Annotated in this window: 14 protein-coding genes; 10 read left to right on the plus strand and 4 right to left on the minus strand. The window is 50.7% G+C overall.

What is annotated here, in order from left to right:
• Window positions 1–52: 52 nt before the first annotated feature.
• Window positions 53–1,864, plus strand: coding sequence for a phosphogluconate dehydratase (gene edd, locus FDX09_RS20920; RefSeq protein ID WP_085048044.1), 1,812 nt, complete (start codon window positions 53–55; stop codon window positions 1,862–1,864).
• Between the two features lie 34 nt (window positions 1,865–1,898).
• Complete coding sequence (kdgA, locus tag FDX09_RS20925; RefSeq protein WP_038641415.1) at window positions 1,899–2,540, plus strand: bifunctional 4-hydroxy-2-oxoglutarate aldolase/2-dehydro-3-deoxy-phosphogluconate aldolase; 642 nt, start codon at window positions 1,899–1,901, stop codon at window positions 2,538–2,540.
• 104 nt (window positions 2,541–2,644) lie between these two features.
• Here kdgA and purT read toward each other — a convergent pair whose 3' ends face one another.
• The gene (gene purT / locus FDX09_RS20930; RefSeq protein ID WP_137347811.1) at window positions 2,645–3,823 is read right to left on the minus strand and encodes a formate-dependent phosphoribosylglycinamide formyltransferase; all 1,179 of its coding nucleotides are present in this window, start codon (window positions 3,821–3,823) and stop codon (window positions 2,645–2,647) included.
• A 131-nt stretch (window positions 3,824–3,954) separates the two neighbouring features.
• On the opposite strand from purT, the gene yebG reads away from it, so the two are divergent.
• The 4 genes from yebG to ptrB all read left to right on the plus strand — a co-directional run bounded on the left by yebG (window position 3,955) and on the right by ptrB (window position 7,636).
• Window positions 3,955–4,245, plus strand: coding sequence for a DNA damage-inducible protein YebG (yebG, locus tag FDX09_RS20935; protein WP_038641410.1), 291 nt, complete (start codon window positions 3,955–3,957; stop codon window positions 4,243–4,245).
• Window positions 4,246–4,366: 121 nt separating this feature from the next.
• Window positions 4,367–4,720 (plus strand): protein YebF, encoded by a 354-nt coding sequence (yebF, locus tag FDX09_RS20940; protein ID WP_038641408.1) that lies wholly within the window; start codon window positions 4,367–4,369, stop codon window positions 4,718–4,720.
• A gap of 94 nt (window positions 4,721–4,814) precedes the next feature.
• Complete coding sequence (locus FDX09_RS20945) at window positions 4,815–5,474, plus strand: tellurite resistance TerB family protein (RefSeq protein ID WP_038641405.1); 660 nt, start codon at window positions 4,815–4,817, stop codon at window positions 5,472–5,474.
• A gap of 86 nt (window positions 5,475–5,560) precedes the next feature.
• Window positions 5,561–7,636, plus strand: coding sequence for an oligopeptidase B (gene ptrB / locus FDX09_RS20950; protein ID WP_170973260.1), 2,076 nt, complete (start codon window positions 5,561–5,563; stop codon window positions 7,634–7,636).
• On the opposite strand, the gene exoX is transcribed toward ptrB, so the two are convergent.
• The 3 genes from exoX to FDX09_RS20965 all read right to left on the minus strand — a co-directional run bounded on the left by exoX (window position 7,618) and on the right by FDX09_RS20965 (window position 9,296).
• Window positions 7,618–8,280, minus strand: coding sequence for an exodeoxyribonuclease X (gene exoX / locus FDX09_RS20955; RefSeq protein WP_038641401.1), 663 nt, complete (start codon window positions 8,278–8,280; stop codon window positions 7,618–7,620). The genes ptrB and exoX overlap by 19 nt on opposite strands.
• Window positions 8,281–8,302: 22 nt before the next feature.
• Complete coding sequence (locus FDX09_RS20960) at window positions 8,303–8,959, minus strand: carbon-nitrogen hydrolase family protein (RefSeq protein WP_085048048.1); 657 nt, start codon at window positions 8,957–8,959, stop codon at window positions 8,303–8,305.
• Between the two features lie 106 nt (window positions 8,960–9,065).
• Window positions 9,066–9,296: a DNA polymerase III subunit theta gene (locus tag FDX09_RS20965; protein ID WP_038641397.1), complete on the minus strand. Its 231-nt coding sequence runs from the start codon at window positions 9,294–9,296 to the stop codon at window positions 9,066–9,068.
• Window positions 9,297–9,439: 143 nt separating this feature from the next.
• Between FDX09_RS20965 and yobA the strand changes: the two genes are divergently transcribed.
• The 4 genes from yobA (at window position 9,440) to FDX09_RS20985 (ending at window position 12,910) form a co-directional block, all read left to right on the plus strand.
• On the plus strand, window positions 9,440–9,814 hold the full coding sequence (yobA, locus tag FDX09_RS20970) for a CopC domain-containing protein YobA (protein ID WP_038641395.1): 375 nt from the start codon (window positions 9,440–9,442) through the stop codon (window positions 9,812–9,814).
• 3 nt (window positions 9,815–9,817) lie between these two features.
• Window positions 9,818–10,690, plus strand: coding sequence for a copper homeostasis membrane protein CopD (gene copD, locus FDX09_RS20975; protein ID WP_069324700.1), 873 nt, complete (start codon window positions 9,818–9,820; stop codon window positions 10,688–10,690).
• A gap of 20 nt (window positions 10,691–10,710) precedes the next feature.
• Window positions 10,711–11,049, plus strand: coding sequence for a YebY family protein (locus FDX09_RS20980; protein ID WP_121529159.1), 339 nt, complete (start codon window positions 10,711–10,713; stop codon window positions 11,047–11,049).
• A gap of 580 nt (window positions 11,050–11,629) precedes the next feature.
• Window positions 11,630–12,910 (plus strand): hypothetical protein, encoded by a 1,281-nt coding sequence (locus tag FDX09_RS20985; RefSeq protein ID WP_121529158.1) that lies wholly within the window; start codon window positions 11,630–11,632, stop codon window positions 12,908–12,910.
• Window positions 12,911–12,943: the final 33 nt, after the last annotated feature.

Raw genomic sequence — 12,943 nt, forward strand, 5'->3', positions numbered from 1 at the left:
TGATAAGCATTGTTAACCCTACCGCTCTGACAGATAAATTTTAGGAGCCTCTATGAATCCGAATTTGTTACGCGTAACACAGCGTATCGTCGAACGTTCTCGCCATACACGTTCCGCCTACCTCGCCCGTATTGAACAAGCTAAATCGACCACCGTTCATCGTTCGCAACTGGCATGCGGTAACCTGGCGCATGGCTTTGCCGCGTGTCAACCGGACGACAAAGCATCGCTGAAAAGCATGCTGCGTAACAATATCGCGATCATTACCTCCTACAACGACATGCTTTCTGCGCATCAGCCATATGAACATTATCCGGCTATCATTCGCCAGGCGCTGCATGAAGCCAATGCGGTAGGTCAGGTTGCCGGTGGTGTGCCGGCCATGTGTGACGGTGTTACCCAGGGACAGGATGGGATGGAGCTTTCGCTGCTGAGTCGTGAAGTGATTGCGATGTCAGCGGCTGTAGGTCTCTCTCACAATATGTTCGATGGCGCGTTGTTCCTCGGCGTGTGCGATAAAATTGTCCCTGGCCTGGTGATGGCGGCGCTGTCATTCGGTCATCTGCCGTCAATCTTCATTCCTTCCGGCCCGATGGCGAGTGGCCTGGCGAATAAAGAAAAAGTGCGTATTCGTCAACTCTATGCGGAGGGCAAAGTTGATCGCATGGCGCTGCTCGAGTCCGAGGCGGCGTCTTATCACGCACCGGGTACCTGTACGTTCTACGGTACGGCGAATACCAACCAGATGGTCGTTGAGTTCATGGGGATGCAACTGCCAGGCTCCTCATTCGTCCATCCGGATGCGCCGCTGCGTGAAGCGTTGACCGCTGCTGCCGCCCGTCAGGTTACGCGTCTTACCGGGAACGGCAATGAATGGATGCCGATCGGTAAAATGATCGATGAAAAAGTGGTAGTGAATGGAATTGTGGCGCTGCTGGCGACCGGGGGCTCAACTAACCACACGATGCATCTGGTGGCCATGGCGCGCGCGGCCGGGATTCTGATTAACTGGGATGACTTCTCCGATCTGTCCGATATCGTGCCGCTGATGGCGCGTTTGTACCCGAACGGTCCGGCGGATATTAACCATTTCCAGGCGGCGGGCGGCGTACCGGTGCTAATGCGTGAGCTGCTGAATGCGGGTCTGCTGCATGAAGATGTGAATACCGTTGCCGGATTCGGTTTATCGCGTTACACCATGGAGCCGTGGCTTAACAACGGTGAACTGGACTGGCGCGAAGGGGCGGCGAAATCACTGGACAGCAACGTGATTGCCACCTTTGACCAACCTTTCTCTCACCACGGCGGCACTAAAGTGCTGAGCGGTAACCTCGGGCGCGCAGTGATGAAAACGTCGGCGGTACCGGTTGAAAATCAGGTTATTGAAGCGCCGGCAGTCGTTTTTGAAAGTCAGCACGATGTGTTACCGGCGTTCGATGCCGGTCTGCTTGACCGCGATTGCGTAGTTGTTGTGCGTCATCAGGGACCAAAAGCGAACGGAATGCCAGAATTACATAAACTCATGCCGCCACTTGGTGTATTATTGGACCGTTGTTTCAAAATTGCGTTAGTTACCGATGGACGACTTTCAGGTGCTTCAGGTAAAGTGCCTTCAGCAATCCATGTAACCCCAGAAGCCTATGATGGCGGTCTGCTGGCAAAAGTACGTGATGGCGACATCATTCGTGTGAATGGACAGACAGGTGAATTGACGCTGCTGGTTGACGAAGAAGAACTTGCCTCACGTCAGCCTCACATTCCAGACCTCAGCGCATCGCGCGTGGGGACCGGACGTGAAATGTTCAGCGCGTTGCGTGAGAAGCTGTCCGGAGCGGAGCAGGGCGCAACCTGTATCACTTTTTAAGACTTATTTTGTAATCAGGCGAGAGAAAACTCTGATGAAAAACTGGAAGACAAGTGCAGAAGCAATCCTGACCACTGGCCCGGTTGTACCGGTTATTGTGGTTAATAAACTGGAACATGCGGTGCCGATGGCAAAAGCGCTGGTTGCAGGTGGCGTGCGCGTTCTGGAAGTGACCTTACGTACTGCATGTGCGATGGATGCCATTCGCGCGATCGCGAAAGAAGTTCCGGACGCCATCGTCGGCGCAGGTACTGTACTGAATCCGCAACAACTGGCTGAAGTCACCGAAGCCGGTGCGCAGTTTGCTATCAGCCCGGGTCTGACCGAGCCGCTGTTAAAAGCCGCAACGGAAGGGACTATTCCGCTGATCCCTGGCATCAGCACGGTTTCTGAACTGATGCTGGGTATGGACTACGGATTGAAAGAGTTCAAATTCTTCCCGGCGGAAGCGAACGGCGGTACTAAAGCGCTGCAGGCGATTGCGGGCCCGTTCTCTCAGGTACGTTTCTGCCCAACCGGTGGTATCTCTCCGGCGAATTACCGTGACTACCTCGCGCTGAAAAGCGTGCTGTGTATCGGTGGTTCCTGGCTGGTTCCGGCAGATGCGCTGGAAGCTGGCGATTACGAACGCATTACCAAACTGGCTCGTGAAGCAGTAGAAGGCGCGAAGCAGTAAGCCGTTAATGTGTAAACCGTAGGCCCGATAAGACGCATCAGCGCCGACATCGGGCTTTGCCGGATGCGGCATCAACGCCTTATCCGGCCTACGGGTCTGGTTTTTTATCCTGTAACTTTCACCTGTGCGGCGGCGTGTTTCGCGCGTTCAACCGCGTCTTCAATGGTTTGCGCTGTAGCCAATACCACGCCTAAACGACGGCTCCCGTCAATCTCCGGCTTACCAAAGAATCGTACTTGCAGGCCAGCGCCCACGGCGGCCTGTACGTTATCAAACGTCACATTCTGGCTGCTAAGTTGCGGCAGAATAACGGCGGAAGCGGAAGGCCCGTACTGACGGATTGCGCCAACGGGCAGACCGAGAAATGCGCGGACGTGCAAGGCAAATTCAGACAGGTCCTGCGAAATTAAGGTCACCATCCCGGTGTCGTGCGGGCGAGGGGAGACTTCGCTAAAAATGACCTCATCACCGCAGACAAACAGCTCCACGCCAAACAGACCGTAGCCGCCTAACGCCAGCACGACTTTACGGGCAATCTCCTGCGCGCGCGCCAGCGCCAGGTCGCTCATCTGCTGAGGCTGCCAGGATTCACGATAATCGCCATCTTCCTGACGATGCCCTACCGGCGCGCAAAAGTGTACGCCATCAACGGCGCTAACGGTAAGCAGGGTAATTTCAAAATCAAAATCTACCACGCCTTCGACGATAACGCGCCCGGCGCCTGCCCGGCCTCCCTGTTGAGCATAGTTCCAGGCTTCGGTGAGCCGATCGGCTGAACGAATAAAGCTTTGCCCCTTACCTGAGGAACTCATTACTGGCTTCACGATGCAAGGAAAGCCGATTTCGGCGACGGCCTCGCGAAAGCGAGTTTCGCTGTCTGCAAAGCGGAAAGAAGAGGTTGGTAAAGACAGCTCCTCTGCGGCGAGGCGACGGATCCCTTCGCGGTTCATGGTCAGTTGGGTCGCTCGTGCGCACGGCACAACGTGTTGCCCTTCCTGTTCCAGCTTTACCAGCATATCCGTGGCAATCGCTTCTATTTCCGGCACGATATAATGTGGTTTTTCGCGCTCGACAACCTCGCGTAACGCTTCGCCATCGAGCATATTGATTACGTATGAGCGATGGGCAACGTGCATGGCTGGCGCGTCGGGGTAACGATCCACGGCAATGACTTCCACACCCAGGCGTTGGCATTCGATCGCCACTTCTTTACCCAGTTCACCTGAACCTAACAACATCACTCGCGTTGCTGCGGGACGCAGCGCTGTGCCTAATAACGTCATAAATTAATCCCCTGTTTTATCTGGGCGCAGTATATACGAAAACGTTTGCGTCTGTCTTTATTACCAGGTTGATTTCAGGGCGCAAAAAGAATATACTGTACATAAATACAGGTAATTAAGAGGCTGCAAAAATGGCGGTTGAAGTTAAATACGTAGTCATTCGGGAAGGTGAGGAAAAAATGTCGTTTACCAGCAAAAAGGAAGCCGATGCGTATGACAAAATGCTTGATACAGCGGATTTGCTCGACACATGGCTGGAGCAGTCACCGGTAGCGCTTGAAGACGAGCAGCGTGAAGCGCTTTCCCTGTGGCTGGCTGAGCAAAAAGATGTGCTGAGCGCCATCCTGAAAAACGGCAAGCTGCCGTCTCCGCAGGCCGTTAAAGATGACGCGCACGCTGAGGATGATACCCAGGCTGCCTGAAACGACTTGCGCTCCTGACGTTTTGTACCATGCTTTTTCCTGAATCATTGTGCAATCCCTGACGTCTTTTCGCGTTGCTACATGCGACCGGAAAGACGAAGGGGAGATAAAGGAGAAAAAAATGTATAAAAAAAGAGCGTTATTAAGCCTGCTGTTGTTATCTGCCAGCGTATCTGTTTTTGCGGCAAACATGGAAAGCAAAAATGTTCAGTTTCCAAAATGCGAAGGGCTGAATGCTGATGGTATTGCGGCGAGCGTGAAACGTGATTATCAACAAAATCGCATCGCGCGCTGGGCTGACGATCAAAAGCGTGTTGGGCAAGCCGATCCTGTCGCCTGGGTTAATACCCCCGATATTACGGGCAAAGATGGCAAATGGTCGGTCCCGCTGACGGTTCGCGGAAAAAGCGCGGATATTCACTATCAGGTAAAAGTCGACTGCCAGGCCGGAACGGCGGAGTATCAACCGCAGTAATGAGCGTATTTGCACATCTTTTGATGAGCTGAACACTTCCTGACATCCCCTCGGGTACGCTTTGACGATTATTCGTCTGTACTTGAGGGGCAAAATGGCTAACTGGCTGAACCAACTACAATCTCTTCTTGGGCAAAAAGGATCCTCCGCATCATCTTCCGGCGAGCAAGGGCTGAGTAAACTTCTGGTCCCTGGCGCGTTAGGCGGTCTGGCGGGATTACTGGTTGCCAACAAATCCTCACGTAAGTTACTGAGCAAATACGGCACCAGCGCGCTTCTGGTGGGTGGTGGTGCGGTTGCCGGAACCGTGCTGTGGAACAAATACAAAGATAAAGTTCGCGCCGCGCATCAGGATGAGCCGCAGTTCGGCGTACAAAGCTCGCCGCTGGATGAGCGAACTGAACGCCTGATCCTGGCGCTGGTTTTTGCGGCTAAAAGCGATGGCCATATTGATGCCAAAGAGCGTACCGCCATTGAACAGCAGCTTCGTGACGCGGGTGTTGAGGAGCAAGGCCGCGTTCTGATTGAGCGGGCTATCGAACAACCGCTGGATCCTCAGCGCCTGGCGCAAGGGATCCGCAACGAAGAAGAGGCGCTGGAAATATACTTCCTGAGCTGTGCGGCGATTGATATCGACCACTTTATGGAGCGCAGCTATCTGAATGCGCTGGGTGACGCGTTGAAGATCCCACAGGATGTTCGTGACGGCATTGAACAGGATCTCAAGGCGCAAAAACAGGCTTTACCGGGTTAATTACTTATCGCTAAGGCGCATGTTTCGCTTGCATCATCGCTGTCTTTTGCCACCCTTATAGGATGTTTAAGCAAAAGAACAATGACATGCTACCAAAAGCTTCTCGTATTCCTCACGCCATGACGCAGCATGGCGATACACGTGTTGATAATTATTACTGGTTGCGAGACGACACCCGCTCGCAGCCGGACGTGCTCGAATACCTGCAACAGGAAAATGCGTATGGCCATCAGGTTATGGCTTCGCAGCAGGCTTTGCAGGACCGCGTTCTGAAAGAAATTATCGACCGTATTCCCCCACAGGATGCGTCCGCTCCCTATGTGAAAAATGGTTATCGTTACCGGCATATTTATGAACCGGGATGTGAATATGCCATTTATCAGCGCCAGTCGGTTCTCAGCGAAGAGTGGGATGAATGGGATACTCTGCTGGACGGCAACCAACGCGCAGCCCACAGTGAATTTTATACGCTGGGAGGGCTGGCGATATCACCCGATAACAGCATTATGGCGCTGGCCGAAGATTACCTCTCCCGGCGGCAATATGGCGTTCGCTTTCGCAACCTGGAAAGCGGCAACTGGTATCCGGAAGTACTGGATAACGTTGAAGCGGATCTGGTCTGGGCGAATGATTCCCAGACCTTCTATTACGTTCGCAAACACGCCACGACGTTACTGCCGTACCAGGTCTGGCGGCATACCGTTGGATCTCCCTCGTCACTGGACGAATTGGTGTACGAAGAAGCCGATGACATGTTTTATGTCAGTCTGCATAAAACCACATCGTTACATTATGTGGTGATCCATATCGCCAGCGCGACGACCAGTGAGGTTCTGCTGTTGGATGCAGAACTGGCCGACGCCGAACCGTTGCTTTTTTTAGCGCGGCGTAAAGACCACGAGTACAGCCTCGATCACTATCAGCACAAGTTTTATCTGCGCTCTAATCGTGAAGGTAAAAACTTTGGTCTGTACCGCACGCGCGTACGCAATGAACAAGCGTGGGAGGTGCTGATCCCGCCGCGCGAAAACGTCATGCTGGAGGGGTTTACCCTGTTTACCGACTGGCTGGTGGTGGAAGAACGCCAGCAGGGTTTAACCAGTCTGCGTCAGATCAATCGCAAAACGCGCGAAGTGATCGGTATCGCCTTTGACGATCCGGCGTATGTGACCTGGCTTGCCTATAACCCGGAACCGGAGACATCGCGACTGCGCTATGGCTATTCCTCCATGACCACGCCGGACACGTTGTTTGAACTGGATATGGACACCGGGGAGCGTCGCGTGCTTAAGCAGACGGAGGTCCCCGGATTTGATGCGGCGAATTACCGCAGCGAACATGTCTGGATCACCGCGCGCGATGGTACCGAGGTTCCGGTCTCACTGGTTTATCATCAAAAGTATTTCCTGAAAGGGAAAAACCCATTACTGGTTTACGGCTATGGTTCGTATGGCGCCAGTATGGATGCTGATTTCAGTAGCAGCCGTTTAAGCTTATTGGATCGCGGCTTTGTTTATGCCATTGCCCATGTACGTGGCGGCGGTGAATTGGGTCAGCAATGGTACGAAGACGGTAAGTTTCTGCACAAGAAAAATACCTTTAATGATTACCTCGACGTCTGCGATGCGCTGCTAAAAATGGGCTATGGCGCGCCATCGTTATGTTACGGCATGGGGGGAAGCGCTGGCGGAATGTTAATGGGTGTCGCCATCAACGAGCGCCCGGAGTTGTTCCATGGCGTGATTGCTCAGGTGCCGTTTGTCGATGTGGTGACCACGATGCTGGATGAGTCAATTCCACTCACCACCGGTGAATTTGAGGAATGGGGTAATCCGCAGGATCCGCAGTACTATGCGTATATGAAAAGCTACAGCCCCTATGACAACGTCACCGCGCAGGATTATCCGCATTTGCTGGTCACGACGGGATTACACGACTCCCAGGTGCAATACTGGGAACCGGCAAAGTGGGTGGCAAAATTGCGTGAGCTGAAAACGGACGATCGCTTGCTGTTACTGTGCACGGATATGGATTCCGGGCACGGCGGCAAGTCCGGGCGTTTTAAATCTTACGAAGGCGTGGCCCTGGAGTACGCGTTTTTGATTGGGCTGGCACAGGGAACGCTGTCTGGGCAAGCTTCAGATCAGATGTTATCCAGATAGTGCTTCAGCGTTAATCGCAGCTCCGGGCTCATACTGTCGAGGTTATTAAATAACCAACGCAGATAGCCCGGATCGCGTTCTGCCACCTCTGATACCGGTTTTCCACGGTACTTACCAAATGTGAAAGTAGTGAGTAATGCAGGGCGGCCGGTAATGTCGACCATCTGCTCTGCGGTCCAGCCTGAAGTCTGCATGATGTCGATCAGCAAAGCCGCAGTGATGTAGCAATCGTACAGAGCGCGGTGGTGATGCAGGCCTGCAGGCGTCTGAACGTTCAGCTTACGTGATTTGTACAGCGCCATATTGCTGTATTTGATTCCTGGCCACAATCGACGGGAGAGCTTCATGGTGCAGATCCACTCTCCGGGCATCTCTGGCAATACGCGGCGGTCGAAACTTGCGTTGTGCGCCACATACCACTCGCTACCGTAATAGTGCGGAATGATATCTTCAATCCATGGCTTATCGGCTACCATCGCTTCAGTAATGCGATGAATAGCCATCGCCTGGGGGCTAATGGGGCGGTCAGGGCGCACCAGGTGGCTCATTGGGTTAACTATCTTTCCATCAACCACATCGACAGAAGCAATCTCAACAATGCCTCCCTGCAGACCACAGGTTTCTGTATCTATTATGCGCAACATGCCATGCTCCCGACCAAAACGACTAGCGTAATGGAATGATATCACCTTGCCAACCCCGTGGCGTGCGTTGACCGGTTAAGAGCAAAGAACCGCTGTCGGCGCGTACAATCAATCGACCTCGCTCGTCCCATAACGCGCTGCTCCCGCGTGCATTGGCCATTAATACCGCGATGGCAAATTTATGCGAGAAACTTTGTAGCTGAGATGTGGATGAGAGGAGTTCTGGCTCGCTGACGGACTGGCTACTGGTGAATAACGAAAAAGCAGGATCGATATCAATACCTTCTGGCTGACTATCCACAACGCTGATGGCATTGCGCTGTCTGGCAATACAGGCCCCGTGGCTCTGATGAAACGTTAATGGTGATGTCATCCAGGGAGAGAAAAGCGCAATGCCTTTCACAAAACGATTGTTATGCTCTACCGGCAATCCCGCGATAATTGTCATGCGGTAAGTCGCTGCGGCATGCGCCAGCGGTTCCAGCAACGCTTCATCAGGTGGCGCTGGGAGGGAGTCATTCTCATCAACGCAGCCCAACAAGGAGAGGGCGGGGAAGACCAGCAATTCACATTGGCATTGTGCGGCTGCCTGAATGAATTGCAGGTGATGGGCAACGTTTTCGGTCACTGACGCGTGAAGGGGTTCGTATTGTGCTGCTGCGATTTTCCAGTGTGACATAATGATTTCCTTTTCATAGTGTCTACAACCATCTTTAAAGTATAGATTAAGAATATACTTATACTGTAGCAGGCATCATGTAAGGAATCGTAACGTAATATAAGTTTTATTTAACTTTCGGCTCGTACGGTAAGCGTGAAAGGGAGACGGATGCCAGGCGATGCGCGATGAGTCTTTCACGAAACCAGTCGCGTAAATGTTCGGGCTGTTCACGTTCAACCACTTCGGCAACGATCGGCATATTGTAGCGTTCTTTAAATGCGACACCCGCCGCGGCCAGGTCAACATTGACCTTATCCATTTCGGCTTGCTCAAGTTTGGCCAGATTGATGTTCATAGGCTGCTCCTTTTCTCTGTCTTCCGGCGCGCAAAGTTACTAAGAGTGCGCATTAATGGCAAGACACAATTGATGATTCTCGACTCGATCATTGTAGAAGGTTATTCTCTATAGATTAGACATAACAAAAAGGAATAGTTGAAATGGCTTCATCTGCATCTTCGCTACGTAATACTCTCATCGTACTCGCCAGCCTCCTCGCAACACCCGCTGCATTGGCGCATGCTCACCTGACAAAACAAAGTCCGGCGGCGAATGCGGAAGTCACCGCTTCTCCCCAGGCGCTGACGCTGAATTTTTCTGAGGGCGTCGAACCTGCGTTCAGCGGCGCAACGTTGACAGGTCCACAAAAGGAATCAATCAAGACGGGCAAAGCGACCCGCAGCGATCAGGACAAAACGCAACTGATTATTCCGCTCGCTCAAACGCTGGAGGCCGGAAAATATACGGTGGACTGGCACGTTGTATCCGTGGATGGTCACAAGACAAAGGGACAATATACCTTTAGCGTGAAATAACCGATGCTGGCATTTACCTGGGTTGCCCTGCGATTTATTCATTTTACCGCGTTGATGCTGGTGTTTGGTTGTGCGCTTTACGGCGCATGGCTGGCTCCCGTTTCGGTTCGCCGTTTAATGATGCGTCGTTTTTTACGTCTGCAACGCCATGCCGCGACGTGGAGTTTTATCAGCGCGACGCTAATGCTGGCGATCCAGGGGGGCTTAATGGGCTCAGGATGGCGGGATGTCGTCTCTACAGACGTTTGGGGCGCCGTTCTGCAGACGCAATTTGGCGGCGTCTGGCTATGGCAGATTATCCTCGCGATGGTCACGTTGGTGGTGACCATCGTTGTGCCGCGCAGCATGTCGCGGCTGCTCTTGATGCTGACGATTGCTCAGTTTATTTTGCTGGCAGGTGTTGGACATGCAACGCTGCATACTGGCGTCGCTGGGGCTATCCAACAGGTTAACCATGCCTTACATCTGATATGTGCCGCCGCCTGGTTTGGCGGGTTGCTGCCCGTACTTTACTGTATGAGAATGGCGCAGGGCCGCTGGCGGGAACAAGCGATCGGAACCATGATGCGTTTCTCCCGCTATGGGCATCTCTTCGTGGCCGGGGTTTTACTTACCGGGATTATGAATGCCCTGTTTATTGTCGGTGTTTCCGGCTCCTGGCACATGGCTTATGGGCAACTGCTTTTGTTAAAAGGTGCCCTTGTCATGCTAATGGTAGCGATTGCCCTGGCGAATCGGTATGTTCTGGTACCACGCATGCAGCAGGATAATGGCTGTGTGACGCTCTATTTCATTTGGATGACAAAACTGGAATGGGGAATAGGGGCCGTTGTGCTGGCGATTGTCAGCCTGTTTGCAACCCTCGAACCTTTTTGATTGATGGACTGGCAAAACGCATGAAAAAAATCATTTTCTCTTTACTACTACTGGCAAGTTCAGGGGCCGCGTTGGCAGCGCCACAGGTCATCACCGTCAGCCGTTTTGAGGTTGGCAAAGATAAGTGGGCGTTTAATCGGGAAGAGGTGATGCTGACCTGCCGTGCAGGTCACGCGCTGTATGTCATCAATCCCAGCACGCTGGTGCAATATCCGTTGAATGATGTTGCCAGAGAACAGGTTGCGAGCGGTAAAACCACGGCGAAGCCGATTGAGATTATCCAGATTGATGACCCGACGAAACCGGGTGAAAAAATGAGCCTGGCGCCGTTTGTTGAGCGTGCAGAAAAACTCTGTTAATTGTCAGATGTAGCGTTCTGATTTCCAATAAAAAAACCGCAGGGTCTCACAGGAGAACTTGCGGTTTTTACATTTGGTCGTGTAACAGACTGCTTTTTTTCCGGTCACTTTAGTCGCGGACTGGAAAACCTGGCGCTGTCATCTATTCTTAAATGGCAGGGTAACTTAGCCTGCATTAATGCCAACTTTTAGCGCACGGCTCTCTCCCAAGAGCCATTTCCCTGGACCGAATACAGGAATCGTATTCGGTCTCTTTTTATGCGGATTTCATTTCAATAAGTTAGAACGTCATGTCCAAAAATTTCCGAAATTTGTCCACATATCAGTATTTGGGATTGCTTCGTTATACCACACAGTTTTTAACATTCACAGTGTATTTGCAGAGAAAAAGAACAGGGATGGGCGCTGTTTTTCCTCGTATCCAGGAGTGTGCATGACTTATGTGTCAGTGTTTTCAGTGGGTTCTTGTTTCCACAGACGTTTGGACTCGCTTGTACCGATAGCGGTATACTTCTTCATCAATAGGTGAAGTTCTCACCACTGACTCGGGACTTAGACTCACAGTAAAGAGACAGAAGAAATGGATAAGTTTAAAGAATGGCTGGTGATGGAAATTGGTAATGCAGACGATCTCTCTTCCTCATTAAATCTCTACACTAATGTCTATCAGTTAATACCTGAATATAAATTTGTATTTTCGTCTCCTAAAGGTCCATATCCGGGCTTTCAAACTAACAAAAAATTCGAAAACGGAGCATCTATTCGTTCTTTATTCAATGATGAAAACGTGTTCGTCATGGATCCTCAAACGATAGAAGAAATGTTTAGTGATAAACGCTGCTCTACTTTTAAAATAGACTACTCAATATCCCTTGATAGCCAGGCATTAAGTTATTTGCGGCCTTATATTAACGGAAAGGTCTCAGGTTTAGATGATGACATTGAAGAAATATTCAATTTTATTTCCCATAAAAATACTCAGGTAGATTCTGTATTGTATGAACTGGAGAATCTTAACAATTTAGATGTAAAAGAAAACCATCATAAAATATTTGATAAATTGTTAGGTTACGAGTTTATAAAGGATGTAGATTTCATCAAAACGGGAAATACCGGGAAATTGACATCAAAAATATCACAAAGTGAGCTTTTTCTTAAAACTGACAGGCATTTTAATTCTATGCTTGCTAAACACAAGGATTCTGAGTTCAGGCGTGCGCTACGAGATCGACATGATAGTATATACGCTTACCTTCTTATGATGAGTATCATCCAAATCAAGTCACCCGCCAGATCGCTAAAGAATAAACTTATCGATCTGTTAATTTTTGCACACAACAAAGTCGGTTTTCTGGCCACAAGAGAGCTGATTCTTGCAAGTGAGTTCTTTAAAAGAGGAACTCAATTTAGATTTTTTAACAAGATACATAAAAAATCAAAAAATATGTGGCCAGCTTTACATGGGATGGCATGGGACCTTACTCATTGTAGATATTTAGAACAAGCTATTACCTTCAATACCGGAAATAATCAACGGTATTTTTTCCCTGGAATTTTAAGCTGTGATAAAGGATTTATTGAAGCTATGGAGCTGACACCATTAAAGGCCGTTGCATTTAATACCCAGGGTGGGCCGCCACTGCTCTTTTACCATGATAATGACGTGAAAAAAATCACAGCAGACATACCTGAGGTTATTGATTTTTATATAAAAATAACTAGCAAACATAAAAGAGAAGAAAGAGCCAGCACGCGAAATGCACCCACTTATGACCTGCAATCTATTGTTACAGAACTGGAAGAAGAGCTGGAAGCTGTTGCCCAGGTGCCTGTTAGGCGGGCTGATCACATAGGGTCGTGACACCAGCATCGTTCGGAATTTTGCTGCTATGGT

Source organism: Citrobacter sp. wls717 (genome assembly GCF_005280955.1).
Taxonomy (GTDB): Bacteria; Pseudomonadota; Gammaproteobacteria; order Enterobacterales; family Enterobacteriaceae; genus Citrobacter; species Citrobacter werkmanii.

What these genes read in the sequence shown, in the direction of transcription:
- edd (WP_085048044.1), top strand. Translation starts at nt 53, where the DNA reads ATGAATCCGAATTTGTTACGCGTAACACAGCGTATCGTCGAACGTTCT.
- exoX (WP_038641401.1), bottom strand. Translation starts at nt 8,280, where the DNA reads ATGTTGCGCATAATAGATACAGAAACCTGTGGTCTGCAGGGAGGCATT.
- FDX09_RS20985 (WP_121529158.1), top strand. Translation starts at nt 11,630, where the DNA reads ATGGATAAGTTTAAAGAATGGCTGGTGATGGAAATTGGTAATGCAGAC.
- FDX09_RS20945 (WP_038641405.1), top strand. Translation starts at nt 4,815, where the DNA reads ATGGCTAACTGGCTGAACCAACTACAATCTCTTCTTGGGCAAAAAGGA.
- FDX09_RS20960 (WP_085048048.1), bottom strand. Translation starts at nt 8,959, where the DNA reads ATGTCACACTGGAAAATCGCAGCAGCACAATACGAACCCCTTCACGCG.
- FDX09_RS20980 (WP_121529159.1), top strand. Translation starts at nt 10,711, where the DNA reads ATGAAAAAAATCATTTTCTCTTTACTACTACTGGCAAGTTCAGGGGCC.
- ptrB (WP_170973260.1), top strand. Translation starts at nt 5,561, where the DNA reads ATGCTACCAAAAGCTTCTCGTATTCCTCACGCCATGACGCAGCATGGC.
- purT (WP_137347811.1), bottom strand. Translation starts at nt 3,823, where the DNA reads ATGACGTTATTAGGCACAGCGCTGCGTCCCGCAGCAACGCGAGTGATG.
- yebF (WP_038641408.1), top strand. Translation starts at nt 4,367, where the DNA reads ATGTATAAAAAAAGAGCGTTATTAAGCCTGCTGTTGTTATCTGCCAGC.
- kdgA (WP_038641415.1), top strand. Translation starts at nt 1,899, where the DNA reads ATGAAAAACTGGAAGACAAGTGCAGAAGCAATCCTGACCACTGGCCCG.
- yebG (WP_038641410.1), top strand. Translation starts at nt 3,955, where the DNA reads ATGGCGGTTGAAGTTAAATACGTAGTCATTCGGGAAGGTGAGGAAAAA.
- yobA (WP_038641395.1), top strand. Translation starts at nt 9,440, where the DNA reads ATGGCTTCATCTGCATCTTCGCTACGTAATACTCTCATCGTACTCGCC.
- copD (WP_069324700.1), top strand. Translation starts at nt 9,818, where the DNA reads ATGCTGGCATTTACCTGGGTTGCCCTGCGATTTATTCATTTTACCGCG.
- FDX09_RS20965 (WP_038641397.1), bottom strand. Translation starts at nt 9,296, where the DNA reads ATGAACATCAATCTGGCCAAACTTGAGCAAGCCGAAATGGATAAGGTC.